Raw genomic sequence first — 25088 nt, forward strand, 5'->3', positions numbered from 1 at the left:
ATGTGAGGTGCCCTCACGTCCCCGGCCGCGACACCTCGGTCTCCTTGCTGGTGATGAATTCCAGCAGCACCGGCACGCCTTCCCTGGTCTTCTGGATGCCGCGCTTGATCGCGGGGATGATGTCTTCGGGCTTGGTCACCCGCTCGCCATAGCCGCCGAAGGCCCGCGCCATCGCGGCGTAATCGCCGGAGATGTCGGTCGAGCGATATTTCTCAGTCGAGATCGGCATCACCTTCAATTCGATCGCCATCGAGAAATTGTTGAGCAGGATCGACATGATCGGAATCCGCTCGCGCACCGCGGTCTCGAAATCCATCCCCGTGAAGCCGATCGCGGCGTCGCCCCAGACATTGATGCAGAGCTTGTCCGGTTTTGCCAGCTTGGCGCCCATCGCGAGACCAAGCCCGTAGCCGAGCTGCGTGGTCTTGCCCCAGCCGATATAGGACAGCGGCTCGACCGATTTCCAGAACGGCGACAGCTGGTCGCGCGGGCTGCCGGCGTCGTGGGTGATGATCGTGTTATGGATGTCGACCGTGTGCTGCAGATCCCACAGCACACGGTAGGGATTGAGCGGCGCATCGTTATGCGTGAGCTTCGGCATCCATTTGGCGAGCCATTCCTTGTGGGAGGCGGCGATCTCCTCGGCGACCGCGCTGGCGTTGCGGTCCGCGGTCACGGTCTTGCCGATCTCCTCCAGCAGCGCGTCGAGCACCAGGCCGGCGTCGCCGACGAGGCCGATCCTGGCCTCGACATCCTTGTTGATGTGGTTCGGATCGAGCGTCGAATGGATGATGGTCTTGCCCTTCGGCATCGCGATGCCGAACGATGTTTCGGTGAAGGAGCAGCCGATGCCGAAGATCACGTCGGCCTCAGCGAGGAATTTCGGCACCGCGCGCGGCACGGCAAGGCCGCCGGAGCCGAGCGACAGCGGATGCGTCTCCGGGAATGACGACTTGCCGCCGAGGCTCGTGGTGACGGGGATCGCGAGCCGCTCGGCGAGGCGCTTCAGCTGCGGCCAGGCCTTTGCGTAGTGCACGCCCTGGCCGGCATAGATCACCGGACGCTTGGCGTTGACGAGCAGGGTTGCGGCTTCCTTCACATGAACGGGATCGGCGCCGTAGCGGGTGCGCAGCACCGGCGTGTAGTTCAGGGGCTCCGGCACCTCCTCGTTCCACATGTCGGCGGGGATCTCGACGATCACAGGCCCGCCGCGGCCGTTCTTCAACTTGGTGAAGGCGCGGCGGAAGATGTTGCAGACCTCAGCGGCGATGTTGATCGGCTCCGAGGATTTCGAGAACGCCTTCATCGCCTGACTGGAATTGAAGTTCGGATCGATGTTGGCAAGCCGGCGCGCATAACCCATCGGCAGTACCAGGACGGGTACGGATTCGCCGTAGCACTGCGCGACACCACCCATCGCGTTCTCGGCGCCCGGTCCGTGTTGCATGCAGAACGCGCCGATCTTCTCGCCCGAGGTGACGCGGGAGATCGCGTCCGCCATGTGCACGCCGATGCGCTCCTGGCGCACCATCACGGGGCGGATGTCGGCACTGGCGGCGTATTCGATCAAATGGTTGACCGGGTAGCCTGTGAGGATCTCGATCCCCTCGCGCTTCATGATTTCCGCGATCGCGGTGCCGAGCTTCATGACGGTCACTCCCTTTGAATGCGGCCGGTTCGTTCCGGCCTCGTTATCGTCCTGTCCGATAAAGGAACAGGATTCCGCCGCGAGGGTAAAGCGCCGCCGGGGCCGGATCAGGTAGTCCTGATATGCGTTTACGCCCAATCGTGGCTTGCCGCCTCGCGGGGCGAGGTCACGCTACAGGCAGAACTAGCAGCGAGTTTCTCTGCAACCCTTAAGCGATCGTTCATCCTGTCCATCAATGCGCCGTCAACCAATGTGGCCTAGTTTTGCTGGAATATTACTACGGCGCGGGAGAAAAAGCCGCGGGCATCGGACAGGAGCTTTTCATGCGCGCGTTGCTTGCAAGATTTCTGCGCGATGACGTCGGGGCTACGGCGATCGAATACGCCATCATTGCCGGCGGCATCAGCATCGTGATCGTCGCCGGCGTCAGAGGCATCGGTACCACTGTGAGCGGCCAATTCACTGCCGTCAGTTCGGCATTCAAGTAGGCGCCACCAGACACGCTTCACGCTTTCTGATTCAGTCGCCTCCACCGTTTCCATTCAGCGCGCGCAGCATCGCGATGCGCGCGAACGTCAGCCACCCGCACCTCGTTCTGCCGCGTTGATCAGATGCGCATCCGGAACCTACCAGCGCGCCTGCTGCTGGGTGTGCTCCGATAGCTTGATGATGTAGCCGGCCGCCTGCTGCAGCGCCGCGACCTCAGCCCGCCTTCTTCCGCGCCGCGGTGCCTTGCGCACGCGCGGGCTTCTCGGCCTTCTTCGGCTCGGGCTTGACCGCCTCCTTGGGCTCGCGCTTGCCGCTGCCCGAGATCGGCAGCAGCATCTCGCGCTGGCCCTCGATGCGCTTCTTCGGCTTTTTGCCTTTCGCCGCCTTGGCCTCGGCCTTGGCCGGAGCGGCCTGCTTCTCGTTGGCGAGGCTCTTCTTCAGCGCGTCCATCAGGTTGATGACATTGCCGCCGGCCTTCGCCGCGGGCTTGGCGATCTTGATGCCGTTGCGCTTCTGGTTGATCAGGTCGATCAGCGCCTGCTCGTAGCGATCCTCGAAATCCTCCGGATCGAACTCGCCGGACTTCTGCTCGACGATGTGCTTGGCGAGATCGAGCATATCCTTGGTGATCTTCACATCCTGGATGTCGTCGAAATATTCCTTCTCGCTGCGCACCTCATAGGGGTAGCGCAACAGCGTGCCCATCAGCCCGTTGTCGAGCGGCTCGAGCGCGATGATGTGCTCGCGGTTGGTCAGCACGACGCGGCCGATCGCGACCTTGTCCATGCTGCGGATGGTCTCGCGGATCACCGCGAAGGCGTCGTGGCCGACCTTGCCGTCGGGAACGAGATAATAGGGGCGGATCAGATAGCGGCTGTCGATCTCGCTGCGCGGCACGAATTCATCGATCTCGATGGTGCGGGTCGAATCCAGCGCGATGTCGTCGAGCTCTTCCTTGGTGACCTCGATATAGGTGTCCGTGTCGACCTTGTAGCCCTTCATGATGTCGTCGGTGGAGACTTCCTCGCCGGTCTCCGCGTCGACCTTGGCGTATTTGATCCGGTGGCCGGTCTTGCGGTTGATCTGGTTGAAGGAGACCTTCTCGGTATCCGACGTCGCCGGGTACAAGGCAACCGGGCAAGTCACGAGCGAAAGGCGCAAAAAGCCCTTCCAGTTGGCGCGGGGGGCCATAGGGAAAACTCCGATTACGCAACCGACGGAACGGTCAAGGATAACACCGGGAACCCCGGTTTGAAACAACGCGGCCCGGTGAATCTGGCAACGGCGTTAACCGTGGCCTCGAGCCTCCGCCCGTTTGACGCGGCGGCTGCGTTGTCCGTTGGCCAGCCGTCAAGCGGCCCGGAACACCACGCGTTGGCCTTCAGAAGGGGGCGGCAATCGCCGGAATTTCAGGCACTTAACCAAAGAGGTCGCCACGGCAGCGGAACGACACGGTCAGATCATCGAAACCCCGACCGAGGCGCGCCAGGCCGAGCCCGGATCTTCGGTTCCCGCGCTGCTCACGGCCTCCACTGGGCTCGCAGTCTTGATCCCCGGAATTGTCTGGTTCGCCTTTCCCGGGTGACGCTGCGATCGCGGCCTCTCGCATGCGAGGTCTTGATTGTTAAACTGAGATACACGCAGAGCGGCCACCATGCGCTTGCGGGGTGTGCGGTCGATCACGCATGCGTCTCGCCACGGCCGTCGCGCGTGCGGTCGCAGGGCAGTCGCCGCCCATTCTCTGGCTCGACGGTCGGTTTGACGCGCGACGCGCATCCGCGGCGCAGATCGCAACATCACGCAACTGAAAATTCCGGCGCGCGGACTGCTGAGGTCGCGGGAGCCGATCACTGACCACGTCACGCGGAATTTTCTTGAGCCAAGACTTTGTCAGCCAAGACTTTGTCAGCCAGGACGTGAGCCAGGAATCGTCTTCGATGGCCCGCGCCTTCACGAGATTTTGCAACCGAGATCTGTGACATGCGAAGCGAATTGCTGCCGTGACGCGTCATGAGATCATCGAAATTGGCTGCTAGCTGATTTGAATCAGATGCGTCTTGAGCTTGAGATGTTCTATCCGCAAGAAGAAAAAAACTCGCTGTTGGCGCGCCTCAAGGAGAAAAGCGTTTCAGGTGCCTTCGTTGGATTGACGCTGCTGGCGATGGCGGGGTGGATCTATCTGCTCAGCTCGATGTTCCTGAAATTCATGCTGTGGTGGTTCTCCTGAGGCGCCTCGCGCGCGAGAACAACCGATGTGGGGGCGCCGGGTCATTATTGCGCCGTTCGATTGCACAAAAAATTCCAGCGGCTGAACATTCTTTCGGCGCGCGCAATCATGATGTCGTCACAACTCCGAATGTTAATAACACCGAATCTAACATGGACGAATGTGATGCTTTCCCCTGTCCTCATCCTTGCGGCGGCGTTCGTCGCCGGCTTCTTCTCCGGTTTCGCCGCGCGCGCGTGGCGATCGCGCAAGCGCCGCGCGCAATATCGGATCTATGCGCCGTATGTGGCGCCGCCAGCCGCCAAATCGGCGAGGCGGGAACAGCCGCTCACCGCATTCGGCCACATGCGCCGCGCGTTCTAGCGGGCTAGCCCGGCAGAGGTAGCGCGACAGTGGCGTGAGTTGGGGTTGGCGGGCGACATGCAATCGGTCATCTTGTCTTCGTTGCGGCAGCCGGGCTGGGTTCGCGTGCCGGCGGGGTGTTGCCGCTGGCCCGCGCATCGTGAGGGAACTTGCACGCATGAGTGATCTCAGGGGGCATTCGCCAAGGCGGTATGTCGTCGATGTCAGTGGACGGCGCGTGCTGGTCGGTCTCACGCTTGAAGAGACGTCGGAATTCGAAGGACTGGACGCCTCCCTGCCGGTGCTGGGCGGGCAAGCCCACGGTGCGGAGCTGATGCCATCAGCCGTCGAGGGACGGTGGGTCGAGCTCTATGACAAGCACGACAAGGCCTGGATCAAGTGGAAGGCCGACCTGAGGGCCGGGCAACAGGATAATTCACTCTTTTTTAACTAAGACCGGGCGATTTTGAGCGATACTGCCTGAGTGGGCCCGAACCGGATACTGATAGATGTTTCAGCTGTTTCTGCGGGCTCGCGCGCATGACCTGATCAGGTCGCGGCGGAGCGAGGAAGGTTTTAAGGCACGCTCGGCCGAGCGCGATGCCGAGACCGATCGCGCCCGAATCGGATCGATCATGGCCGCGATCGAGGCCGCGTTGCAGGCCGCCGAAAGCGAGCAATCCGGCCTTGGCCGCCGTGTCGACGATGTTCTGGCCCGCGCGGCGGTGACGCTGGGCAACGGCACCGACGAGTATCTGGAACGCGAGGCGCTTGACAACTATCATCAAGACCTGTTTGACGCCGAGATCTCCAACGGCCAGCGTCGGCTGAAGGAATTGGCGACCGAGATTGCGCACTTCAAGTTCATGAAGGCCGCGGTACTGAGCCGCTTTCCGGACTACAAACCTCCGGCCGCCAGCAACTGACGCGCCCCGCGGCCGCAGCGCGAAGCCAGAATCTGCGGCCCGCACCTGACGGCGTATGCGGCCTGGTCCGGCGCAAGGCGAAAGGCACAGGCGAAACGTGGTGATCGCAGGCAATTTACTCGTCACGGGCTGTGCCGGCTTTATCGGCTTCCATCTGGCGGAGCATTTGCTGCGGGCAGGGCAGCCGGTCATCGGCATCGACAATCTGAACCAGTATTATGATCCGGTGCTTAAGCACGCGCGGCTCGATCTGCTCAAGCAGCACCGTGGCTTCACCTTCCTGGAACTCGACCTCGCCGACCGCGCCGGGATGAAGGCGCTGTTCGAGCGCTATCGCTTCGAGGTCGTGGTGCATCTCGCTGCCCAGGCCGGCGTGCGCTACTCCCTGCAGAACCCGCAGGCCTACGTGGATTCCAATCTGGAGGGCTTCGTCAACGTCCTCGAGGGCTGCCGGCATACTGCGTGCCGCCACCTGCTGTTTGCGTCGTCATCGTCGGTCTATGGCGCCAACACCAAGCTGCCGTTCTCAGTCCACGACAACGTCGATCATCCGGTCAGCTTGTACGCGGCTACCAAGAAGGCCAATGAGTTGCTCGCCCATTCCTACAGCCACCTCTATCGCATCCCGACGACGGGGCTGCGGTTCTTCACCGTCTATGGGACGTGGTATCGGCCGGACATGGCGCTCTATGCGTTCGCGGACGCGATCACCAAGGGGAAGCCGATCCAGTTGTTCAACAACGGCAACATGCGGCGCGACTTCACCTATGTCGATGACGTGGTCGAGGCGATGGTGCGGCTGATCGGGCGCGCGCCCGAGGGCGACGTCAATTGGTCGGGCGTGCATCCCGATCCGGGTTCGAGCAAGGCGCCGTGGCGCGTCTACAATATCGGCAACTCCAGGCCGGAAGAACTGATGCATGTGGTCGCGCTGCTCGAGCAGGGCTTCGGCCGGCAGGCCGAAAAGCAGTTGTTGCCAATGCAACCTGGGGATGTTCTGGAGACCTCAGCCGATGTCTCCGATCTTGAGCATGAAATCGGCTTTCGGCCGCAGACGCGGATCGAGGACGGCATTGCTAAATTTGTCGTTTGGTACCGGGCTTATCACAACGTCGATCGGACGTAGCGCGCTCGTTAGCGAATTCCGGCTCGAGAAAAACCTGGCTCGGCGTGGAACGGAGTGCGGCACTGAGAGTTGTCAGTGGTTTTGCGTTCGCGTCAGCCGTGATCATCATGTCCAGTGCAATCGTTCCGGCGCACGCGATCGACGCCCAGGTCGCACGCGCCTGCGATGCCTTGGTCGCGAGGGCGTTTCCGCCGCGAGAGCCCGGCAACTCTGCTTCCGGCAGCGCGAGGGGCGGGGCGAGGGATCAGCGCGACTATTTCAACCCATGCGTCGCCAATGGCGGCAAGATGGGCGACCACACGCCTCCCAAATCGAAATAGCGCACGGTCGCGATGCGCGTTGCGAATTAGCGATGCTTATGGCGGTTGGTCGAATCCGCTGCTGTCCGCCGTGGCAATCGTGCAAGCGCCTGTGAGAAAGTGAAGGCATTCGCTGCCTCTGCTGAAGCCGAAATGCCTCATTACCGCTCATTTCGAATTCGAATAGCATTGTCGCATTCGGCCAGGTCGAGGTGGATATCTTGCATGATCGAACGTGTGGCGTTGATTCCCTCCGCCGCATCGTCAGGGCGGATCAGAATGCTCAGATCCGCGGCCTCGAGATCCGAAACGGATCGAAACATTCTGCGATCAATGCAGACGACGCGGAGTCGGTTCGCTGCATCCATGCTGCTCGGTTCAACCTGTTATGCGCGGCGAAAAAACTGATTGATCGAAAGCAGCAGATTTAGTGTGTGCACGCGGTGTTTGGTGGAATATCTGGTTCGAGGCTGGAACACCTCATCACGTCCCGAGCCATTGGCGCGGCGACATTGTGATAGCCGGCAAGCGTGTCGCCGGTTTCGACGCCGATCGCTGCGATCAACGATCGTCAAATGATTTCATGCTCTTGCTCGCGCCTCACGGTCAGTGCCGGCTGCGCTCTTTGGCCGCGCGCCGCGTCGCTGCCGCTGACATCCCATCGCGACGACACATATAAGGCCATCGATCGAACGTTTCGCGATCAGGTTGTGGAACCTGATTGAGAAAATTTAACGCGGAGCCACGTTCGTCGCAAACCTGCCCCATTAACCGCATTCCATATGTGTGAACTAAAACTCTGTCATTGAAACTTCAATCACATCGCTCATACCCTTAACCGCAGAGCGAGGGCGCGCCATGAAGCAGCACAAAGTACAACATTCGCATCAGCCAATCGAAGAGGCGTTGCTCGCGACCAATCAATCGCTGCGCAACGAAGTCGTTGCGCTGATGCTTGATATCGCCGCGTTGCGTGAAATCCACGAGCGCCCAGCTGCGTCTCGTTCGTTCGGCATGTCGCGTGAGCAGAACGCTCCGCGCGTCGCATTGCGCCGGGTTCACCACAGCTGAAGTCCGTCAGCCTATTTCTCACTGAGCAGAATTTGCGGCCACATCCAAGCCAGTCCGGCGAGGATGTCGGCGCCTGCTGCTATGGACAATTCAATTTTAAATTGAATGTTGTCCCGCCCGATCCTCGTTTTGGGCGATCTGGCGCGATCTAGCTGTGGTTGCCGTGTGGACAGTTTGTGGTCGTGAGGGCAGGGCAGTCAGTGCTCTTGCCGCACCGGCTTGTGCGCCACGACGTAGGACAGGCGCTCGCGCAGGATCCACGTCTGCAACACCAGCTCGACGGCGGTATGCCGGAGCTCGGAATTCTCCGCGACGAGGCGTTCCAAGGCGTCGGTCGCCTCGCTGGACGCGGATTGCTTCCCCTCGAAGACCTTGAGACGCGCCATAGTGTCGATCCTCGTAAGATGTGTCGATCAGAGGCTGGCTCTGACAAGCGTCAGCACAGAATAGTTCGCGGATTGTCGGGCGGTCGTGGTTCCGCCTGATGGCCTCGGGTGGGAAAGCGCCTAATTGATAATTCGCGGATCGAGCTATGAGTGTTAGGTTTCCTGAAAATGATCCTCAAATATGTTGAAACTCTCATGACACTTAACGTCCTAGTAACTACCGCTGCGCGTGCGTGCCCGCAAGCTGCCGGACGCGAAGGTCGCGGGATTAATTTGTTAGAATGTTGTGAAACTCTCGCTTTATCGGCGGCGTAGCTATCGCGGAGAGGCATGGTGCACTCACAATCTGTCGCAGGACCGATTGGATGTTCTCATTTGCTTCTCATTCAGGAATGCAAACGGTGCGCCAATTATCCCGATCAAATTGTCATACGTAGAAAGTCGTATAACTTTTTATGTGAGATCGTCTTCCGGCGGGAATATTGCTCATATATTCCGGTAAACACCTTGCAGCTTCGGTGTTTCTTCGCACAATGCGGCGCTGCCTACGGCAAGTTCGAGGCTCCCGAAGGCCCCCCGGGAAATCCTCAATTTGAATTTCCTGTTGCATTTACATAGCTTATAGGCCATGCGATGATTGCTAATCTAGGGGGCAATGAGATGACCAATGAGGCGTCATTCAACTGACGAGATCAGTTCCAAGGTCAAACAAGCCGAGGAACTCATGGCGCGGGGGCAATCACAAGCCCAGGCGTGCAAGGTGCTGGGCGTTAGCGTGATGACATTTCACCGCTGGCGCAAGCAGGAGGCTGCTCGCGGCCATCACCCGAATGGTACTGTGACCGAGCTTGCCGCTCGTTCCGATGATCGAGATGGTATTCCCCACGTCCACAACCGTATTGACGAATTGCGGCTGGAAAATGAACGGCTGCGTCGGATTGTGACCGACCTGCTGCTCGAGAAAATGAAGATCGAGGAGAAGCTTGCGCTCAGATCCAGCGGCGGAAACGGTTTGCCTCGCCGTGGTGAAGTCCAGAGCTGACGTAAGCTGACCCGCTAGTGGATACGCGAGGGCCTGGGAGCCAGCAGCAGCTGGTCGCTCAGATGCGCTTTCTCCGATCTTGCGCGCAGCTCCTCGAGGATCGGACGCAGTCTCGCCTGTGCGAGGTCCAGACCTTTGACAATGTCCTGATTCGGCATTTCGGCCGGAAAACGGGCCGAACGCAGCTTTGTTTCGACCGCCTTGACCAGCAACTCGACGTCGTCGCGGTGCTGGCCGGCGACCAGTTCGGCGCCCATCAGGCGGATGAGATGGAGCAGGGCCAACAGCGCGGCCTCGGTTTCGCCAGCCGATGAACTCATGGAAGCTCTCTGCATGATATTGCCGGCAGGTCTTGCGAGCTCACGACCTGCCTGATATTAAACATGTGAATTGTTAACACGAATGTTAATTCCCGATGACGGACCTTTCGGACGCTCGAATAGCGAAGGTACCGGTTAGCTTCGGCGCCTTCTCGTTCGCTTTTGCCTCGCTCGAGGCGTTTGCTGTCGTCGTCGAGATGATCATCGTCGTGCTGTCCAGTATCATTGGCGGCGCGGCCTATCACCTGTTTTACTACCACACGGTTTATAGCAACAGCTTCGAGGGTTTTCTAGGGATCGGGGTCCTCGCCGCAATCCTTCACATGTTCGTGGCGAAGTCGCAGGGCCTCTACAATGCGCAGGTGCTGGCCGGTCTCGATCGGCGCTGGAGCAGCCTGCTCGGCGGGTGGCTGCTGGTGGTCCTGCTGATGACCCTGATCATCTTCCTTCTGAAGGTTGGCTCCGGCGTCTCGCGCGGGTCGGTGATGTCGTTTGGCCTGATCGGCGGCCTTGGGCTGGTGACCGGACGGATGCTGCTGCAGGCGCCGCTGCAACGCGCGATCGACCGCGGCATGCTGGCGACGCGCCGCGCGATCGTGGTCGGGATGGCGGACGAATTGTCCCGGGTGCGGCAATCGAGCCTGCTGCGCGATTTCGGCCTCAGCGAGGTGCGACGGATCCAGTTGTCCGGCCTGTCCGACAACGCGGGCGACCGCGCCGCCGTCGCGTCGGCCATCCGCGCGGCACGGGAGTGCGGCGCCGACGAGATCACCCTGGCGATGCCCTGGCAGGAGGAACCGCGCATCCAGTTCCTGTGCGATCAGCTGCGGGCGTCACCGCTGCCGGTGCGGCTGCTGCCGGATCGGACGGCGGAGCGATTCCTGGCGCTGCGGATGGTGGCGTCCGGCCCGATACCGACGCTGGAAATGCAGCGCTCGCCGCTGACCTCGGTCGAGCGTGCCGGCAAGCGGCTGTTCGACATCGTGGCATCGAGCGGCCTCCTGGTGCTGTTCGCGCCGCTTTTGATCGGGACGGCGATTGCGATCAAGCTCGACTCCAGGGGGCCGGTCCTGTTCCGGCAGCGCCGCAACGGGTTCGATGGCAAGCAATTCACCATCCTCAAATTCCGCTCCATGCATGTGCTCGAGGACGGCGATGTCATCACGCAGGCTCGCGCGAACGATCCGCGGCTGACCGGGATTGGCGCCACGCTGCGCCGCCGCAGCATCGACGAGCTGCCGCAGCTGGTGAACGTGCTGCGCGGCGACATGTCGCTGGTCGGGCCGCGGCCGCATGCGCTGGCGCATGACGACAAATATTCGAAGCTGATCGCAAGCTATGCGCAGCGCCAGCACGTCAAGCCGGGCATCACCGGCCTCGCACAAGTGCAGGGACTGCGCGGCGCGACGCCCGCGATCGAGGACATGCAGCTGCGCGTCGCGCACGATCTCATCTACATCAAGAGCTGGAGCTTCGTGCTCGACCTGCGCATCCTGTTGCGCACCGTCGGCGCGGTGCTGCGGCACAAGGGAATCTAGCGGGTCGGGCATCCGGCGGCTGCCCGCGTGCCGGCGCGCGCTACTCCGGAATGCTCTGGCCGGCGTCCTTGAATTCCGCCTCGATGATGCGCCGGTTGGCATCGATGGCCACGCGATAGGCCTGGCCGAGCGCGCCCTTCAGCTCCGGCGCACGGGTGAGGATCAGGCGGATCTGCCGCTGCAGCAGATCGACCAGCTCCACATCGCGCGTGGTGTCGACCTGCGCCAGCAGGATCAGCCGCGGCGCGATCAGGTCGCTGCGGTTGAAGCCGGTGTAGTAGGACATCTTCAGCGCCTTCGATGCGGTCGGGTTCAGCCAGTCGAACCGCCCGGTCGCCGAGGCGAGGCCGAACCAGCCGCCGGCGTCCATCGGCGAGAGCCGAAGCGCGCGGGTGAAGGCGGCTTCGGCCGCCTCGGGCGAGGTCTGCAACTCGCTCCAGCCGTCGGCGAGCCAAAGTTCGCTCCTGACCACGCCGACATCGGCGGCGAGCCAGGGTTTGCCGCGCAATGCATCGGCGGCCAGCCACCAGATCGACAACGCCAGCGTCGCGGCGCCGATCGCTGCCGCGGCCGGCACGAAGGCCGGCGACAGCTGCCGTGCGTCTGCCTTCGCGCTAGCCATGGCGCGCTGCCCGGTTGCCGGTCATCAGCAGGGTTCGCTGCGCGCCCTCCAGCTTGACGCAGGTCAGGCGGCCCGTCGCATAGGCGCCGGTGTCGACATTGATGCGGTTGCGCAGCAGCTCGGCTTCCTGCACCGGCGTGTGGCCGTGGACCACGACCTTGCCGAAATCATCTTCCGACACCAGGAAGTCGTCGCGGATCCAGAGCAGGTCCTCCTTGCGCTGTTGCTTCAGTGCGACGCCGGGCCTGACGCCGGCATGCACGAAGAAATAGCGGCCGCGGGAATAGCTGATCGGCAGCGAGCGCAGGAAGGCGAGATGGGCCGGCGGCATCTGGCGGACCAACTGCCCGGCGAGCGCCCTGCGTTCCGCGGCGTCGGGATTGAGCGAGGGCGTCAGTCCATAGGACATCAGCGTCTGCAGGCCGCCGAATTGCCGCCATTGCGAGAGCATGTCGGGATTGACGAGAAACTCCAGCAGGCAAGCCTCGTGATTGCCGAGCAGGCAGACCAAACTTTGGGTCCGGCGGCGTTGATCGAGCATCGCGATCACATCGCGCGAATCCGGTCCGCGATCGATGTAGTCGCCAAGGAAGACCTGGATCGGCCGCGCGGGCCGGAACTTGCGGATATCGGCGTCGATCCGTGCGCAGATCTCGTGCAGCAGGTCGGCGTGTCCGTGGATATCGCCGACGGCGTAAATGCAGGTCTCGTCGCCCTCGTCATGTTCGAGGTCGCCGGTCTGGCCGACCATACGCCGGAGGAGGCTGCGCATCTGCGGTCTAGCCCGCCTGCAACGGTGAACGGCTGATCCGCTGTGCCAGTCCTGTTCCGATCACGGCTCCCAACACGATCACTCCGGGCAGCGCCGGCAATTCCGGCAAGGTAAAGGCGGCGAGCGCCAGCATCAGCAACACGGCTGCCGCCGCCGCTGGATAGGACCAGTCACGGCCGCGATTGCGTGCACCGGCCATGAACGCAGCGATGCCCACGATCGTAACCGCGAGTGAAGTCCAGAACATGGCGGAACCGAACTGCGCGATCAAGGCGGCGGCACTGGTCGCCACCACAGGCCGCGTGGTTGCGCCTTGCCAGTCCATGTAGGTCGATGCCAGCTTTGCCGTGGTGCCGGCGCCGCCGCCGAGCGCGGGCAGGTCGGCGAGCAGATTGTGGGTCGACTGCACGAGCTCGTCCGGCGCATGGGTGAAGGCTATGGCAAGCGCCACGTCGGGATGACGGTTGGCGATCGCCGTTAACAGCGCGATCAGCGCGATCGCAGCCGCAGCGGCAGCGCTGCTCCAGCGACGCAGATGAAGTTTTCGCGCGGCGAAGGTCATCAGGACGAGCACGATGCCCGCTGCGATTGCGATCGCGGCACCGCGCCTTCCGTACCAGCAGGCGCTGGCGGCGCAAAACAGCGCGCTGGCGGCGAGCAGCCGGCGCAATCGGGCCGACTGGGCGGCCGTGCGGCCGCCAATATGTCCGCCGACATCGAGCGCGCGCGCAAGGCTGAACGGGACGCCCATGAGAACGACGACGAGGAATCCGTTTGCCGTCCCGTCGTGCGCAGCGTCGGCCGCGCCAAGCCAGGCTTTGATCGGATCGCTATACAACAGCAGGATCAGCGCCGCGACGGCCGCGGTCGCTGCAATGCTGCGGGCCACCATGTCGGCGCGGCGGGCATCGATTGCGATCGCCGCGGCGGTGATCATGACCGAGAGGAGCGACAGCCAGAGCAGCAGCGCGCCAAGGCTTGCACCGGTATCGATCGTGATGCTGCCGCGGAGCGGTGTCTCCAATGTTTCGCCGGCGAACTTCCACACCGGATGCGCCCAGAACGTCAGCGGAAGCATCTGCAGGATGATCCAGAGCATCGGCACCAGCGCTGCCGCCACGGCGGGCCCGGCGACCCGCTTCAGGAAAGACAGTTCACCTGGCCGGATCGCCATCAGGCTTGCCAGCAGTCCGAGCGACGTTGCGGCGCCGACCAGGCCAATGGCGAGCGACGCATCGATGAGACCCACCGGTATCGACGCCCCGATCAAGATGCAGATGAAAGCCGTGACGTTCCACACGGGAGGGGCAAATCCTTGGGAAACAGGTCCTGCGGAAGATCAGAACGCAAGGCAGCGGGATGCCCCGGGCTCGCCGCAAGGTCAATGGAAATCGGGCGGGCCAGATCGCACGACCGCGTAGCGCGCTACTGCGGACGGCGCGCGGCGATGAGCGGCGGCGAGGTGCGGGACCGGAGCAACGGTGTGAGGGCGCTCGCCAGATATCCGCCCTGCAGCGATACCATGGCGATGATCATGAGCAGCGCAGTCTCGGACCACGAGAGGCGCGCTACACCGATGGCGGCCAGCAGCATCAGTTCGGCAAGCATCACCGGCACCAGCACCAGACAGTGCTGGCGCAGCCCGAGCACGGCGCCGCCGATCAAATTGCCAAGCAAAACAAATAACATAACCAAACCCTGTGCCCGCATATTATCGGGCCGGGTCCTAAGCCGGGGTTAACCCGGTCGTCGCAAATCGTCGGAAGGTCACACGAAATCAAAGCCCAAGATCAAAGCCCAGGCGATGTCGCGCGGGGCCGCTTGCCTCACGGCGCCGCGCCGGTGCTGCTGAATTGCCTCATCTTGCTAACATTTTTTATCAATTGCGTGCAATATATCGCGGATTATTGTGATTGTGGCAGTCGGCGCGTTACGGCTCCGCCGGAGTATTTGAATGTCGCGTGCGCATTTCATTCGAGCAATGTCATGCATCAGATCCGTAACGCTGAACGGTCCGATCGTGGCCGCCTACAACGCAACTTTACTTCGTAATTCAATCAAGCTTGCGCCCTGATACTGGGGCGTGAGCCGGCCCGGCCGGCTTCATGACACGCTTACGATCACCTTCCGGCTCACGCGGGGCGACGGCATTGCCGTGGCCGGTGCGATGGTCGTCATGGCTGTTCTGCGCCGTCGTCGCTTTGGCTCCACTGCCGCTCGGCTCGGTCGGCGGCGTCGCGTCCGCGATCTGGTCGGTTCTGCTCGGAATCGCCTTGCTCGGGGTGCTGCCGATGCGTTTGCGCGGCAGCCAGCTCGCAATCCTCGCGATGACGGCACTGCTGACGGCGCTCGCCATGCTGGTGTTGCACGAGCAGTCGGCGGTGCGGCCCTGGTTGGGCGTGGCGCCGAACGCGCTGTGGGCGGAGGCCGGCAAATTGCTGCCCGCCGAGCTTCCGCCAGCCGTGACGATCGCGCGCGATCAGCCGTTCTATTCCGTGGGCGTCGGGATCGTCTGCCTGCTTAGCTTTGCGATCGGGGTCGTGCTCGGTGCGAACCGCGCATTGGCGCGCGGGTTGCTGCGGGCGGTGGCTGTAGCCGGCCTGGTCTATGCGATCCTTGGCATCGTCACCTTCGTGATCGATCCCACCCGGAACTACCTGCTTTACGAAAAGCAGGCTCATCTGGAGTGGTTGACGTCTCCCTTCGTCAACCGCAACACGGCGGGCATCTATTATGGCTGCTGTGCGCTGATCTGGCTGTTGTACGGCTGCGAATTGATCGAGCGGCATTGGCCGTCGCGTCGGACCAGTCTGCCACGCCTGTTGACGCGCTTCGATATGCCGGCACGGCGCCGGCTCGCCGGCCATGCATTCGGCTGGCTCACTTGCCTGCTGGCGATGTTTCTGACCGGATCGCGCGGCGGCGTCGGGATCTCGCTGCTCGCTGCGGTCGTAGCCGCTGCGATCTTCTTTCGTAACCGGATGCCGCGCCGCTACGGCCTGATCATGGCGCTTTGCCTCGGCAGCCTGGTCGCGCTGGCGCTGCTGCAACTGCTCGGTGGCGGCGTCGGCGCGCGCTTCAGCACGATCGGCCTGTCGGATGAGGGACGATTCTCGACCTATCGCGCGACGGTGCGGATGATCTGGGATCATCCCTGGCTCGGCGATGGTTTCGGGTCCTTCGAATGGGTCTATCCGGCCTATCGCACCGACGACATCTCGTTGCGCGGGACCTGGAACCGGGCCCACAACAGCTGGCTCGAGCTGGCGTCCGACGGCGGAATGTTAATGGCCGGCGCGGTCATGATCGCGCTGCTCGCAGCCTTCGGCGTGCTCGCGCATGGCGTGCGGACCCGCCGCCGCGACGTGATCGTGCCGCTCGCGGCGCTCTGCGCGTCGGCTGCCGGCGCACTCCATGCGATGATCGATTTCCCGCTCCAGATCACCGGCTACGCCGTTGTTATCGCGGCTTTGCTCGGGGCAGGCCTGTCACAATCGTTCCGCTCCGGCAGGACCACAGGCAGTGGTCGCGGCGAGAATGACGCCTGTATTGTGGCGGGTTCGCCAATTAACGTTGAATTCGCGGGCCGGCCCGGGGGCGCGGCGGGGCAGGGGTTTTGATTGGCGCGATAACTCTGACTATGCTAACGAACTGTTAGTATTCGTTAGGGAGATAGCAGTGTTCACATTTGAGCGGTCCGGCGGTCTTCCCGCTCCGCGCCTGGCGGTATTGGCACGCGCGGCGCCCGGCGGCGGCGCGCTCGAGGCCATCAATGGCAACAACGTGAACACCGGCATTTTCAGCTTCACCTCGTCGGTCACCGGATCCGGCAACGGGGCGACAGGTACGACCGCGGGCCGCACCACGCTTCTTTCAACAGTTACTCTCTGAGCGGGCTTGCGATCGCCAATGGAGAATTCCCTGCAGCAACGCGCTTCGGTGTCAGCGGCGGGACGCTTCCCGGGATCATTGGAGGGCGCGAGGGCAGGCATCCTGCCGGCGCGGCGATAGGACGGAGATGCTTCAGCGCAACCAGATTTCGCCGGCTGTCGATCTGAGAAATCGTCCGGCCGAACTGCCGTCGCTGGCGGAAACCTTCGACGCCTTCGTCACCTATCTGCTGCGGCAGTATTTGGTCATCCTCGGGACTGCCGGCCTCTGCCTGTTCGGCGGCATCTGTTACCTGATGACGGCAGCGCCGAGCTATACCGCGCTCGCCACGATGATCATCGACATGCGCAAACTCCAGGGCGCCCAGCAGCAATCGCCGGTGAATGACGCCCCGGTCGATTCCTCCGCGGTCGAGAGCCAGGTCGAAATCCTGAAGTCGGAGAACGTGGCGCTCGCGGTGATCCGCGACCTCAAGCTCAACGAGGATCCGGAATTCATCGGCTCCGGGGCCGGCGCGGCGGGAGCGGTGCTGGATTTCGTGTCCGGTCTGTTTGCCGGCAGCGCGCCGCCCAACGAGTTCTACCGGACCCGGCGCGCGGTCCGCACCTTCGAGAAGCAGCTCGACGTTCGCCGCCGCGGCATGACCTATGTGATCGAGGTCTCTTTCCGCTCGCTCGATCCCGAGCGCGCGGCGCAGATCGCCAACGCCGTTGCCGACGCCTACATCGTCGAGCAGCTCGATTCCAAGTATCAGGCGACCCGCCGCGCCAGCGTCTGGCTGCAGGACCGCATCCAGGAGCTGCGCAGCCAGGCATCCAATGCCGAGCGCGCCGTGCTCGACTACAAGAAGACCAACAACATCGTCACGTCCAGCGGCAAGCTGCTCAACGAGCAGCAGCTCGGCGAGCTCAACACCCAGCTGCTCCATGTGAAGTCGCAGGTCACCGACGCCAAGGCCAGGCTCGACCGCATCGAGGCGGTGGTGAAGGGAGGCGTCCCCGATGCGACGGTTGCCGATACCCTGAACAACCAGGTCATCACCAAGCTGCGCTCGCAATATCTCGAACTTGCCAACCGCGAGGCCGACTGGTCATCGCGCTACGGCTACAATCACTTGGCAGCCGTCAATCTGCGCAACCAGATGCGCGAGATCCAGTCGTCGATCATCGACGAATTGAAGCGGCTCGCCGAGAGCTACAAGAGCGACTATGCGATCGCCCTGCAGCGTCAGACCGAGATCGAGCGCGCCGTGAACGATTCGGTTTCGCAGTCGCAGTCCACCAACCAGGCACAGGTCACGCTGCGCGAGCTCGAGAGCTCGGCCCAGACCTATCGCTCGCTTTATGACAATTTCCTGCAGCGCTACATGGAAAATGTGCAGCAACAATCGTTCCCGGTCAACGAGGCGCGGGTGATCACCCGTGCCTCGCGTCCGCTCAGCAAGAGCCACCCGCAGACCCTCGTCGTGCTCGCGCTCTCGGCGCTCGGCGGCCTGATTGCCGGGCTCGCGCTCGGTGTGTTGCGCGATCTCTATGACCGGGTGTTCCGCACTGCTGACATGGTCGAGACCATCCTCGATGCCGATTGCGTCGCGATCGTTCCCCGCCTCTCGCCAAGCCAGCTCAAGGCGCCGGTGGCCGGTCGTCCGAACCTGCCGGTCGGCGCGCGCCTGATCCAGCGCGGCGACGAGCCGGTGCTGTGGGCGGCGATCGATTCACCATTCTCGCGGTTCTCGGAAGCGATCCGCTCGATCAAGGTCAATGCCGACCTCAACGTCACCAAGCCGTCGAAGATCCTTGGCCTGACCTCGGCGCTGCCCAACGAGGGCAAGTCGACGCTGGCCTTCGTGTTCGCGCAGCTGGTCGCCCAGAGCGGGGCGCGCGTGCTCCTGATCGATTGCGACCTGCGCAATCCCTCGCTCAGCCGCAAGGTTGCCGCGAACGCCGAGCGCGGCATTCTGGATGTATTGTCGAACAATGCGACATTGCAGGACACGCTGTGGCGCGATCCCGAGACCGGCCTTGCCTTCCTGCCGGGCGCCACACGGTCGCGCATCGCGCATTCGCACGAGGTGCTGGCCTCCGACCAGATGAAGGATTTCATCGACGGGGTCCGCAGCCATTATGAATACGTGATCGTCGACTTCCCGCCGCTGACGCCGGTGGTCGATGTCCGCATCACCGCGCACTTCGTCGATTCCTTCGTCTTCATCGTGGAATGGGGCAAGACCCAGGTGCAGGTGGTCGAGCGGGCACTGCGCAGCGCGCGTGCGGTCAACGAGAACCTGCTCGGTGTCGTGCTCAACAAGGCCGATATCGCCGCGATGAGCCGCTATAGCGGCTATGGCGGCAAGAACTACTATTACAACTCGCATTATGGGCGATATGGTTACACCGAGTGAGACGCACGGTGGGATGCCCCGGCGTGCCGCCATCTGGCTTGCGCGCGGCTTCCTGGCCGCGGTCGCGTGCTCGTCGGTCGCCTGGGGTGCGACCACTCTGCCGGTCTTTGTCGACCAGAGCCGGCTCGATGGTGCCAGGGACCTGATCCTGCGCAACGTGCCGATCAGCGACGCGGAGCTCGGCGACCTCGGCCCGCTGCTGTCGCGCGCCGCGGCCCGACCGGATTGCTTGCCGGCGATCGATCGCAGCGCGGCGGTGATCCGGCTGCGGCTCGCCGAGAACGCGCTCGCATCGGGCGACCGGGTAGACGCCCGGATGGGCGAGCTCGACGCGGCCGTCCGCAAGTCGCTCGGCTGCGCGCCGGCCGATCCTTATCTCTGGGGCGTGCTGTTTTGGCTGCGCAACATCAGGCAGGGTTTGAACGACGCCAATTTCGACCTGCTGCGGATGTCTTACCGGCTCGGACCCAATGAGGGCTGGATCGTCGTCAAGCGCAGCGCCATGGCGCTCGCCATGCTCGATGGCCTGCCGCCCGACCTTTCGGACGCGGTCGTGGCCGAGTTCGCGCGCCTCGTGAAGACCGAATTGTACACCGAGGCGATCGACCTCCTGAAGGGGCCCGGCTGGGTGCATCGGGACAGGCTGCTGGCTGGTCTGGCAGCTGTCCCGCAACGGAACGTCGACATCCTGACCCGCACCATGGCCGACATCGGATACGATCTCGACCGCCGCTCGCCGGCAGAGCGACGCAATCCGGAGCGCAAATCGAACGACCGCCTCGACGAGCTTGTCCGAATGCCGCCCGCAGCGATGGCTAGACCATGACGATGGAATTCAGCATCGGACAGCACAACGCGCATTATGAGGGCGTCTATTCGGCGCAGGAGCGCGACTGGCGCCGCGTCTGCTCGGTCGACAAGGCCGACCATATTGCCGGCTTGCTCGGTGCCTCCGCCGCCGGTGTCGGCAATGTGCTCGAGGTCGGCTGCGGCACCGGCGCCGTGCTGGCGCGGCTGTCCGCGATCGGCATCGGTCGTGATTTCACCGGCATCGACGTCATCGATCCCGCAACCAATCTGGAGACCGACGGCGCCGCTTCAGCGCCGTTCCGCTGGTCGAGCTATGACGGTGCAACGATCCCGTTCGCCGACGGATCGTTCGACCTCGTCTATGCCAGCCACGTGCTCGAGCACGTGCCCGAGCCGCGCGCGTTCCTGCACGAGCTGGTGCGGGTGGCGCGGGATTTCATCTATCTCGAAGTGCCGTGCGAGCTGCACGCGCGGACCAATCGCCGGGCGCTGCAATCGACGCTCGACATCGGCCACATCAATTTCTACACGCCGGACACGTTCCGCCTGGTGCTGGAGACCGCGGGGCTGCATGTTGTCGGCTTCGGTATCTATGATCACAGCCTGCCGGTGCACGCCTTTCACTCTTCGCGGGTCAAGGGGCTTGCCAAGAGCCTTGTGCGGAAGTCGCTGTTGTCGGTCAGCCCCGAGCTTGCGACCCGGCTTGCGACTTATCATTGCGGGGCGCTCTGCCGGCGCGCCGAGGCGCCGCCGCCCCCGCGGGACCGATAAGCCATGGCGCCGCGCGTGGTCGTCTTCAACAACATGATCACACCCTACACCAACCGGCTCTACAACGAGCTGGTTGACCGTGGGCTGGATCTCGCCGTGCTGTCCTGTACCGCGCAGGAGGCCGATCGCTCCTGGGCGGGATCGTTCACACCGCGCTACACGACGCGCACGCTGCCCGGTGTCTCGATCCCGCTGTCGCGGTCGCGTCACACCCATCTCAATATCGGGATCGGGCGCGCCCTGAACGCGCTGGCACCCGACCTGCTGTTCGTCAACGGCCTCTATCCATCGATGCTGGCCGGCGCGGCATGGGCGCGCGCCAACGGCAGGGCGCTTGCGCTGACGATTGACGGCTGGCGCGAGACGATGCCCAACACGGCCTATCATCGCCTGGCGCGGCCATGGCTGCTGCGCCAGTGCGGCGCGGTCGTGTGCTGCGGCGACAAGGGCAGGGCGTATTTCCGCGGCGAGGGTGTCGGCGACAACGATCTGTTCGTGGTGCCGCTGGTGCCGGCATGGGATCCGCCGGAGACCGTCCCGGGTTTCCACGATCGTCCATTTCACCTGCTCTGGTGCGCCCGCATCAACGACGACGCCAAGAACGCGATCTTCTTCGAGAACGTCGCCATCGCGCTGGGCCGGGTTTTGCCCGGCCTAAGGGTTTGCGTGGTCGGGTCAGGCGCTGCCGAGCAGCGCATGCTGGCGCGGCTCGGTGGCGCCGGCATCGATGTCAGCCACGACAGCTATGTGCCGTGGCAGGCGATATCGAAGGTCTATCTGCAATCACGGCTGTTGCTGCTGCCCTCGTTGCTGGAACCGTGGGGTCTGGTATGCAACGAGGCCTTGCAGTGCGGGGTTCCCTGCCTGGTGTCGCCCCATGTCGGGGCGGGCGGCGAGTTGGTGCGCGACCATGACAATGGTCATGTTTGCGCGCTCGATGAGCAGGTCTGGGTCGAAGCGGCGCGCGGCTTGCTGGAACATCCCGCGCGCTGGGCGACGATGTCGCAGCAGGCCCGGCACAGCGTGCGAAAGGACGCACTTGATGATGCCGCGGCGCGCTTTGCGGCCGCGGTCGATCATCTCTCGAGGGCGCCGGCCCGGCAGGAAGCCGCTCAATGATCGGCAGATGGTGGTTTCGAACCGAGGTCTTTCTGCACGCCTATCTGGTGATGGTGCTCGGCTGCATCTATTTCCTGTTCAATTTCATCGAGGGCATCTCGTTCGCTGAACGGGCCGGGGAGTCCACGCTGTTCCGCGGCGCGTGGCTGCTGCTTTACATCCTGCTGATGCTGCACATTGCGGTCGATCGGAAACGCTTCGGCCTGCTGATGCTGCAATCGCATCTCTATCTGACGTTCATTGCCTTCGCGTTGGTGTCACTGGCGCTGAGCGCCGACCCCGCGGGCGCGTCGATCAAGTTCGCGATGTACCTCCTGACCACGTTGTTCTCGGCCTGGATCGTGATCAGCTGCCCCGTCGATCGGCTCGTCGACACCCTGTTCCGGATCGGGATCGTGGTGCTGATCGTTCACGTCCTGCTGTTTCCGGTGATCGGCTCGCAATGGGACTACGACCCGCTGCATCGGCCGACCGTGCTCGGGACCCAGGCCTATGCCGGCGTGTTCGGCCACAAGAATCTCGCGGGCGCCTTTTTCGGTCTCATGGTGCTGATCTGCTTCGTGCGCATGCTGGCGGGGCCGCGGCGGCAATTCGGCTGGTCGCTGTTGCTGATGGGGTGTCATCTTTTTGCGCTCGCCGCGGCCGGCGCCGCAGGACCGCTGATCAGCATGTTGACGGCACTCGCCGTGACTTTCGGGCTGCTGCTGGTGGTGCTTGGGCACAGGGGAGCCGCCTCGATCTACTGGCTCGGCCTCGCCTTTGTTGCGCTTGTCATGTTCGCCGTGCCGAGCGACGAGTTGTACGGGCTGGTCGGCCGCAGCGGAAACCTGACCGGCCGCTCGTTCCTCTGGGCGGTCTGGCCGCACTTCTTCTGGCAACACCCCTGGCTCGGCTACGGCTTCTCCGGGTTCTTCAACGAGTTGCCGAACTCGCCCGTGAACGAGCTGACGAGCATGGCGCCATGGAACACCGAGTTCGGCTCGTTCGAGAATTCCTATCTCGATGCCTTCCTCCAGTTCGGCCTGCTCGGCGGCGCGTTCTATATGCTGCTGCTGGCGCGGGCGTTGTGGAACACCATTGTCTTCACGTTCGAGCGGCGCGGGATGTACTGGCTGGCACCGTTCGCGATGCTGCTGTTCGTCGTGATCGCGTCAGCCAACGATTCGAGTCAGTTGCTGCATAATTATTTCGGCTGCGTGCTGGTGTTCTGGTGCTATTTCGGCCCGGAAGCCAGGCTGCAAATGGCGCCGCGGCGGGCGTTCACCAGACTGCGTGTGAGTGAGGCGTGAGTGCGTTGACCGAAAGGCTGGATCGAATGGCGGCCCAGACCAGGGTCGCCGGAGCCGCGCGCGGAGCGCTCGGCCGGCTGCGGCGCGCCGGGGGCAATGTCGCGCTCGGCCTGATCGATCAGGCGCTGCTCAGCGGCTCGGCCTTCGTGCTGACGATCGTGCTGGCCAATGTGCTCGATATCAATTCGTTCGGCCAATTCAGCATCGCCTGGTCGTTCTCGATCCTGATCGAGGCGGTGTTTCTGCGCGGGTTGTTCGACGACGGGCTGCCGGCGACTGCGCATCGCATCCCGAAATCGCTGTGGCCGCAGCTGCGGCTCGGCCTCTATCTGTCGTCGCTGCTGCTCTCGGCGGCGCTTGGTCTGCTGCTGGTGGTTGCCGGCCTCGTGATCGGTGCGGGCGGCGGCGTCGCGGGCGGGCTCGTGATCGCAACCGGGCTCGCGATCCCTGCGGTTCGGCTGCAAAGCATGTTCCGCCGCATCTGCTATCTCGATGGGCGGCTGCCGCGCGCGGTCGTGTCGTCGCTGACCTATTGCGTGGCGCTTGTCGTCTCGGCCGGGCTGATGATCGCGCTCAAACTGACCGGCGCTGCCGCGGCGATGGCTTGCATCGCGATCTCGGCGGCATTCGCCGGCAGCCTGCTGCTTCTTTACACGAGCGAGTTAGCCTGGCCGCACACGAGGATCTTCCGCGGCTCGCTGCAGCGGCTGTTTCGCAACGGCCGCTGGTTCGTCGCGACCTCGCTCACCTACTGGATCGGCAGCATCGGACTGATCCCGGTTTGCGGTTTCCTGATCGGGCTGGACGCGAGCGCGTCGCTGCGGATCCTGCTCCTGGTGTTCGCACCGCTCAGCCAGTTCTGCGCGACGATGTTCTCGGTCCGCCTGCCGGAAATTGCAGCTGAGCTGCGCGCCGGCCGGCGTAGCGCGGTCGCCGCTGCTGCGCGCGAGAATGCCGTGCTGCTCGGCTCGATCGCGCTCGCCTATGGCGCGGTGGCCGTGCTGCTCGGACAGCGCATGCTCGCCCTCGTCATCCACGGCCAGAGTTTCGAGATCGGCACCGGCAGCATCGCCTTGATGGGGGCCGCGATGGCGCTCGACGCGGTGTGGCTCGGCCTCGCGCTGCCGCTGTTTGCGACCGGCAGGCCGCAGCGGTTCATGCTGAGCCGGATCGCTGGCTTCGTCGCGCTGTGCTGCGTTCTGCCGCTTGCCGCGGAGGCCTGGCAGGTGACGGGCGCGGTTGCAGCGATGGTGGCCTCCAGCGCGGCGTCGGTGATCGTGGTTGTGCTGACCAATTCGGTGCGGGAGCAGACATGACCGACGACGCATCTGGCCGCTCGCTGCAGCGGCTGCATATCGGCGCCTTCAATTGCGGCATCGCGGGCTGGATCAACACCGACATCACGATGCATCTGTGGATCGCGCGCCTGCCGCTCGCGGCGAAAGCGTTGCATCTCGCCGGCCTGCTGAGCGACGCCCGCTATGCCGAGCATCGCCAGGGCAAGTTTGCCGGGCTGCGCTACATGGATCTGACCAAGCCGTTGCCGTTCGCGGATGGCAGCCTCTCGGCGGTGTTCAGCGCGCATGTCTTCGAGCATCTGTTTCCCGACGAGGTCGAGCGGCTGGCGCGTGAGATTGCGCGGGTGCTGGCGCCGGGCGGGGTGTGCCGCATCGTCGTCCCCGACATGGAAAGGATCGTCGCGCTCTACGATCCGGCCGCACCGCAGGCCTTCCTCAAGGGGGTGTTCGAAATCGAGCGCCGCAAGGAGGCCGCGTTCGCGCATCACTGGGGCTTTACGCGCGCCTCCCTTGCGGCGCTGTTCCGCGAGGCGGGCTGTTCCGAGACCCACACCCGGGCCTATCGCGAGGGCATCTGCCCCGACATCGACCGGCTCGACAACCGGCCGGACGAGTCGATCTTCTTCGAGGCGATCAAGTGAGCGGGATCGGCAAATCGATCCACCGTTGCGTGGAGGATTGCGCGCGCCGTGCTAGACCGA

At 63.6% G+C, this 25088-nt stretch carries 28 protein-coding genes; 19 read left to right on the forward strand and 9 right to left on the reverse strand.

Annotated features, from left to right (window positions below; all coding sequences use genetic code 11):
• Positions 1 to 13: 13 nt before the first annotated feature.
• Positions 14 to 1648 (reverse strand): thiamine pyrophosphate-requiring protein, encoded by a 1635-nt coding sequence (locus JQ573_RS07460; RefSeq protein WP_212311046.1) that lies wholly within the window; start codon positions 1646 to 1648, stop codon positions 14 to 16.
• Between the two features lie 263 nt (positions 1649 to 1911).
• Between JQ573_RS07460 and JQ573_RS07465 the strand changes: the two genes are divergently transcribed.
• On the forward strand, positions 1912 to 2136 hold the full coding sequence (locus tag JQ573_RS07465) for a Flp family type IVb pilin (RefSeq protein WP_409334639.1): 225 nt from the start codon (positions 1912 to 1914) through the stop codon (positions 2134 to 2136).
• A gap of 214 nt (positions 2137 to 2350) precedes the next feature.
• Here the strand turns inward: JQ573_RS07465 and JQ573_RS07470 are convergent, their stop codons facing one another.
• Positions 2351 to 3328, reverse strand: a complete 978-nt coding sequence (locus JQ573_RS07470; protein ID WP_212311045.1) for a Ku protein — start codon at positions 3326 to 3328, stop codon at positions 2351 to 2353.
• Between the two features lie 877 nt (positions 3329 to 4205).
• On the opposite strand from JQ573_RS07470, the gene JQ573_RS07475 reads away from it, so the two are divergent.
• The 6 genes from JQ573_RS07475 to JQ573_RS07500 all read left to right on the forward strand — a co-directional run bounded on the left by JQ573_RS07475 (position 4206) and on the right by JQ573_RS07500 (position 7078).
• Positions 4206 to 4364 (forward strand): hypothetical protein, encoded by a 159-nt coding sequence (locus tag JQ573_RS07475; RefSeq protein ID WP_171948113.1) that lies wholly within the window; start codon positions 4206 to 4208, stop codon positions 4362 to 4364.
• A 165-nt stretch (positions 4365 to 4529) separates the two neighbouring features.
• A complete protein-coding gene (locus JQ573_RS07480; protein ID WP_212311044.1) occupies positions 4530 to 4727 on the forward strand; it encodes a hypothetical protein in 198 nt (65 codons plus the stop codon).
• Between the two features lie 157 nt (positions 4728 to 4884).
• On the forward strand, positions 4885 to 5160 hold the full coding sequence (locus JQ573_RS07485) for a hypothetical protein (RefSeq protein ID WP_212311043.1): 276 nt from the start codon (positions 4885 to 4887) through the stop codon (positions 5158 to 5160).
• Between the two features lie 55 nt (positions 5161 to 5215).
• Positions 5216 to 5632 carry a hypothetical protein gene (locus JQ573_RS07490; protein WP_092125202.1) on the forward strand — a complete coding sequence of 139 codons (417 nt, stop codon included), beginning with the start codon at positions 5216 to 5218 and terminating at the stop codon, positions 5630 to 5632.
• Between the two features lie 55 nt (positions 5633 to 5687).
• Positions 5688 to 6758: an NAD-dependent epimerase gene (locus tag JQ573_RS07495; protein ID WP_212311042.1), complete on the forward strand. Its 1071-nt coding sequence runs from the start codon at positions 5688 to 5690 to the stop codon at positions 6756 to 6758.
• A gap of 107 nt (positions 6759 to 6865) precedes the next feature.
• Positions 6866 to 7078, forward strand: coding sequence for a hypothetical protein (locus JQ573_RS07500; protein ID WP_249131250.1), 213 nt, complete (start codon positions 6866 to 6868; stop codon positions 7076 to 7078).
• Positions 7079 to 7218: 140 nt separating this feature from the next.
• Here JQ573_RS07500 and JQ573_RS07505 read toward each other — a convergent pair whose 3' ends face one another.
• Complete coding sequence (locus JQ573_RS07505) at positions 7219 to 7425, reverse strand: hypothetical protein (RefSeq protein ID WP_212311041.1); 207 nt, start codon at positions 7423 to 7425, stop codon at positions 7219 to 7221.
• A 490-nt stretch (positions 7426 to 7915) separates the two neighbouring features.
• Between JQ573_RS07505 and JQ573_RS07510 the strand changes: the two genes are divergently transcribed.
• A complete protein-coding gene (locus JQ573_RS07510; RefSeq protein WP_176532503.1) occupies positions 7916 to 8128 on the forward strand; it encodes a hypothetical protein in 213 nt (70 codons plus the stop codon).
• A 197-nt stretch (positions 8129 to 8325) separates the two neighbouring features.
• Here the strand turns inward: JQ573_RS07510 and JQ573_RS07515 are convergent, their stop codons facing one another.
• On the reverse strand, positions 8326 to 8514 hold the full coding sequence (locus JQ573_RS07515) for a hypothetical protein (protein ID WP_212311040.1): 189 nt from the start codon (positions 8512 to 8514) through the stop codon (positions 8326 to 8328).
• Between the two features lie 667 nt (positions 8515 to 9181).
• On the opposite strand from JQ573_RS07515, the gene JQ573_RS07520 reads away from it, so the two are divergent.
• Positions 9182 to 9556 (forward strand): helix-turn-helix domain-containing protein, encoded by a 375-nt coding sequence (locus tag JQ573_RS07520; RefSeq protein WP_092125207.1) that lies wholly within the window; start codon positions 9182 to 9184, stop codon positions 9554 to 9556.
• 14 nt (positions 9557 to 9570) lie between these two features.
• On the opposite strand, the gene JQ573_RS07525 is transcribed toward JQ573_RS07520, so the two are convergent.
• Complete coding sequence (locus JQ573_RS07525) at positions 9571 to 9876, reverse strand: hypothetical protein (protein ID WP_194455378.1); 306 nt, start codon at positions 9874 to 9876, stop codon at positions 9571 to 9573.
• A 95-nt stretch (positions 9877 to 9971) separates the two neighbouring features.
• On the opposite strand from JQ573_RS07525, the gene JQ573_RS07530 reads away from it, so the two are divergent.
• Complete coding sequence (locus tag JQ573_RS07530; protein ID WP_249131251.1) at positions 9972 to 11414, forward strand: undecaprenyl-phosphate glucose phosphotransferase; 1443 nt, start codon at positions 9972 to 9974, stop codon at positions 11412 to 11414.
• A 40-nt stretch (positions 11415 to 11454) separates the two neighbouring features.
• Here JQ573_RS07530 and JQ573_RS07535 read toward each other — a convergent pair whose 3' ends face one another.
• The 4 genes from JQ573_RS07535 to JQ573_RS07550 form a co-directional block, all read right to left on the reverse strand.
• Positions 11455 to 12036 carry a hypothetical protein gene (locus tag JQ573_RS07535; RefSeq protein ID WP_212311039.1) on the reverse strand — a complete coding sequence of 194 codons (582 nt, stop codon included), beginning with the start codon at positions 12034 to 12036 and terminating at the stop codon, positions 11455 to 11457.
• Positions 12029 to 12808, reverse strand: a complete 780-nt coding sequence (locus JQ573_RS07540; RefSeq protein ID WP_249131252.1) for a metallophosphoesterase family protein — start codon at positions 12806 to 12808, stop codon at positions 12029 to 12031. The genes JQ573_RS07535 and JQ573_RS07540 overlap by 8 nt, the downstream gene beginning before the upstream one ends.
• Positions 12809 to 12815: 7 nt before the next feature.
• A complete protein-coding gene (locus JQ573_RS07545) occupies positions 12816 to 14057 on the reverse strand; it encodes a hypothetical protein (RefSeq protein WP_212311038.1) in 1242 nt (413 codons plus the stop codon).
• 176 nt (positions 14058 to 14233) lie between these two features.
• Positions 14234 to 14518, reverse strand: coding sequence for a hypothetical protein (locus JQ573_RS07550; protein ID WP_212311037.1), 285 nt, complete (start codon positions 14516 to 14518; stop codon positions 14234 to 14236).
• 440 nt (positions 14519 to 14958) lie between these two features.
• Between JQ573_RS07550 and JQ573_RS07555 the strand changes: the two genes are divergently transcribed.
• From JQ573_RS07555 to JQ573_RS07595, 9 genes are all read left to right on the forward strand, one after another.
• The gene (locus JQ573_RS07555) at positions 14959 to 16428 is read left to right on the forward strand and encodes an O-antigen ligase (RefSeq protein ID WP_249131253.1); all 1470 of its coding nucleotides are present in this window, start codon (positions 14959 to 14961) and stop codon (positions 16426 to 16428) included.
• Between the two features lie 58 nt (positions 16429 to 16486).
• Positions 16487 to 16699 (forward strand): hypothetical protein, encoded by a 213-nt coding sequence (locus JQ573_RS07560; RefSeq protein ID WP_212311036.1) that lies wholly within the window; start codon positions 16487 to 16489, stop codon positions 16697 to 16699.
• A 127-nt stretch (positions 16700 to 16826) separates the two neighbouring features.
• A complete protein-coding gene (locus tag JQ573_RS07565; RefSeq protein WP_212311035.1) occupies positions 16827 to 19100 on the forward strand; it encodes a polysaccharide biosynthesis tyrosine autokinase in 2274 nt (757 codons plus the stop codon).
• Between the two features lie 13 nt (positions 19101 to 19113).
• A complete protein-coding gene (locus JQ573_RS07570; RefSeq protein ID WP_212311034.1) occupies positions 19114 to 19926 on the forward strand; it encodes a hypothetical protein in 813 nt (270 codons plus the stop codon).
• Positions 19923 to 20681, forward strand: a complete 759-nt coding sequence (locus JQ573_RS07575) for a bifunctional 2-polyprenyl-6-hydroxyphenol methylase/3-demethylubiquinol 3-O-methyltransferase UbiG (protein ID WP_212311033.1) — start codon at positions 19923 to 19925, stop codon at positions 20679 to 20681. The genes JQ573_RS07570 and JQ573_RS07575 overlap by 4 nt, the downstream gene beginning before the upstream one ends.
• Positions 20682 to 20684: 3 nt before the next feature.
• Positions 20685 to 21800, forward strand: coding sequence for a glycosyltransferase family 4 protein (locus JQ573_RS07580; protein WP_212311032.1), 1116 nt, complete (start codon positions 20685 to 20687; stop codon positions 21798 to 21800).
• Complete coding sequence (locus tag JQ573_RS07585; protein ID WP_212311031.1) at positions 21797 to 23089, forward strand: O-antigen ligase; 1293 nt, start codon at positions 21797 to 21799, stop codon at positions 23087 to 23089. The genes JQ573_RS07580 and JQ573_RS07585 overlap by 4 nt, the downstream gene beginning before the upstream one ends.
• 26 nt (positions 23090 to 23115) lie before the next feature.
• Entirely contained in the window at positions 23116 to 24405 is a 1290-nt protein-coding gene (locus JQ573_RS07590; protein WP_249131254.1) for a polysaccharide transporter, read from the forward strand.
• Entirely contained in the window at positions 24402 to 25028 is a 627-nt protein-coding gene (locus JQ573_RS07595) for a methyltransferase domain-containing protein (protein WP_212311029.1), read from the forward strand. Before JQ573_RS07590 ends, JQ573_RS07595 begins: the two co-directional genes overlap by 4 nt.
• Positions 25029 to 25088 lie beyond the last annotated feature (60 nt).

The sequence above is a fragment of the Bradyrhizobium sp. AUGA SZCCT0105 genome (assembly GCF_018129565.1).
Lineage (GTDB): Bacteria > Pseudomonadota > Alphaproteobacteria > Rhizobiales > Xanthobacteraceae > Bradyrhizobium.

What these genes read in the sequence shown, in the direction of transcription:
- JQ573_RS07525 (WP_194455378.1), bottom strand. Translation starts at nt 9,876, where the DNA reads ATGAGTTCATCGGCTGGCGAAACCGAGGCCGCGCTGTTGGCCCTGCTC.
- JQ573_RS07570 (WP_212311034.1), top strand. Translation starts at nt 19,114, where the DNA reads ATGCCCCGGCGTGCCGCCATCTGGCTTGCGCGCGGCTTCCTGGCCGCG.
- JQ573_RS07485 (WP_212311043.1), top strand. Translation starts at nt 4,885, where the DNA reads ATGAGTGATCTCAGGGGGCATTCGCCAAGGCGGTATGTCGTCGATGTC.
- JQ573_RS07470 (WP_212311045.1), bottom strand. Translation starts at nt 3,328, where the DNA reads ATGGCCCCCCGCGCCAACTGGAAGGGCTTTTTGCGCCTTTCGCTCGTG.
- JQ573_RS07490 (WP_092125202.1), top strand. Translation starts at nt 5,216, where the DNA reads ATGTTTCAGCTGTTTCTGCGGGCTCGCGCGCATGACCTGATCAGGTCG.
- JQ573_RS07575 (WP_212311033.1), top strand. Translation starts at nt 19,923, where the DNA reads ATGACGATGGAATTCAGCATCGGACAGCACAACGCGCATTATGAGGGC.
- JQ573_RS07520 (WP_092125207.1), top strand. Translation starts at nt 9,182, where the DNA reads ATGAGGCGTCATTCAACTGACGAGATCAGTTCCAAGGTCAAACAAGCC.
- JQ573_RS07495 (WP_212311042.1), top strand. Translation starts at nt 5,688, where the DNA reads ATGCGGCCTGGTCCGGCGCAAGGCGAAAGGCACAGGCGAAACGTGGTG.
- JQ573_RS07480 (WP_212311044.1), top strand. Translation starts at nt 4,530, where the DNA reads ATGCTTTCCCCTGTCCTCATCCTTGCGGCGGCGTTCGTCGCCGGCTTC.
- JQ573_RS07475 (WP_171948113.1), top strand. Translation starts at nt 4,206, where the DNA reads ATGTTCTATCCGCAAGAAGAAAAAAACTCGCTGTTGGCGCGCCTCAAG.
- JQ573_RS07535 (WP_212311039.1), bottom strand. Translation starts at nt 12,036, where the DNA reads ATGGCTAGCGCGAAGGCAGACGCACGGCAGCTGTCGCCGGCCTTCGTG.
- JQ573_RS07460 (WP_212311046.1), bottom strand. Translation starts at nt 1,648, where the DNA reads ATGAAGCTCGGCACCGCGATCGCGGAAATCATGAAGCGCGAGGGGATC.
- JQ573_RS07580 (WP_212311032.1), top strand. Translation starts at nt 20,685, where the DNA reads ATGGCGCCGCGCGTGGTCGTCTTCAACAACATGATCACACCCTACACC.
- JQ573_RS07585 (WP_212311031.1), top strand. Translation starts at nt 21,797, where the DNA reads ATGATCGGCAGATGGTGGTTTCGAACCGAGGTCTTTCTGCACGCCTAT.
- JQ573_RS07540 (WP_249131252.1), bottom strand. Translation starts at nt 12,808, where the DNA reads ATGCGCAGCCTCCTCCGGCGTATGGTCGGCCAGACCGGCGACCTCGAA.
- JQ573_RS07565 (WP_212311035.1), top strand. Translation starts at nt 16,827, where the DNA reads ATGCTTCAGCGCAACCAGATTTCGCCGGCTGTCGATCTGAGAAATCGT.
- JQ573_RS07510 (WP_176532503.1), top strand. Translation starts at nt 7,916, where the DNA reads ATGAAGCAGCACAAAGTACAACATTCGCATCAGCCAATCGAAGAGGCG.
- JQ573_RS07515 (WP_212311040.1), bottom strand. Translation starts at nt 8,514, where the DNA reads ATGGCGCGTCTCAAGGTCTTCGAGGGGAAGCAATCCGCGTCCAGCGAG.
- JQ573_RS07550 (WP_212311037.1), bottom strand. Translation starts at nt 14,518, where the DNA reads ATGCGGGCACAGGGTTTGGTTATGTTATTTGTTTTGCTTGGCAATTTG.
- JQ573_RS07530 (WP_249131251.1), top strand. Translation starts at nt 9,972, where the DNA reads ATGACGGACCTTTCGGACGCTCGAATAGCGAAGGTACCGGTTAGCTTC.
- JQ573_RS07500 (WP_249131250.1), top strand. Translation starts at nt 6,866, where the DNA reads ATGTCCAGTGCAATCGTTCCGGCGCACGCGATCGACGCCCAGGTCGCA.
- JQ573_RS07595 (WP_212311029.1), top strand. Translation starts at nt 24,402, where the DNA reads ATGACCGACGACGCATCTGGCCGCTCGCTGCAGCGGCTGCATATCGGC.
- JQ573_RS07590 (WP_249131254.1), top strand. Translation starts at nt 23,116, where the DNA reads ATGGCGGCCCAGACCAGGGTCGCCGGAGCCGCGCGCGGAGCGCTCGGC.
- JQ573_RS07505 (WP_212311041.1), bottom strand. Translation starts at nt 7,425, where the DNA reads ATGGATGCAGCGAACCGACTCCGCGTCGTCTGCATTGATCGCAGAATG.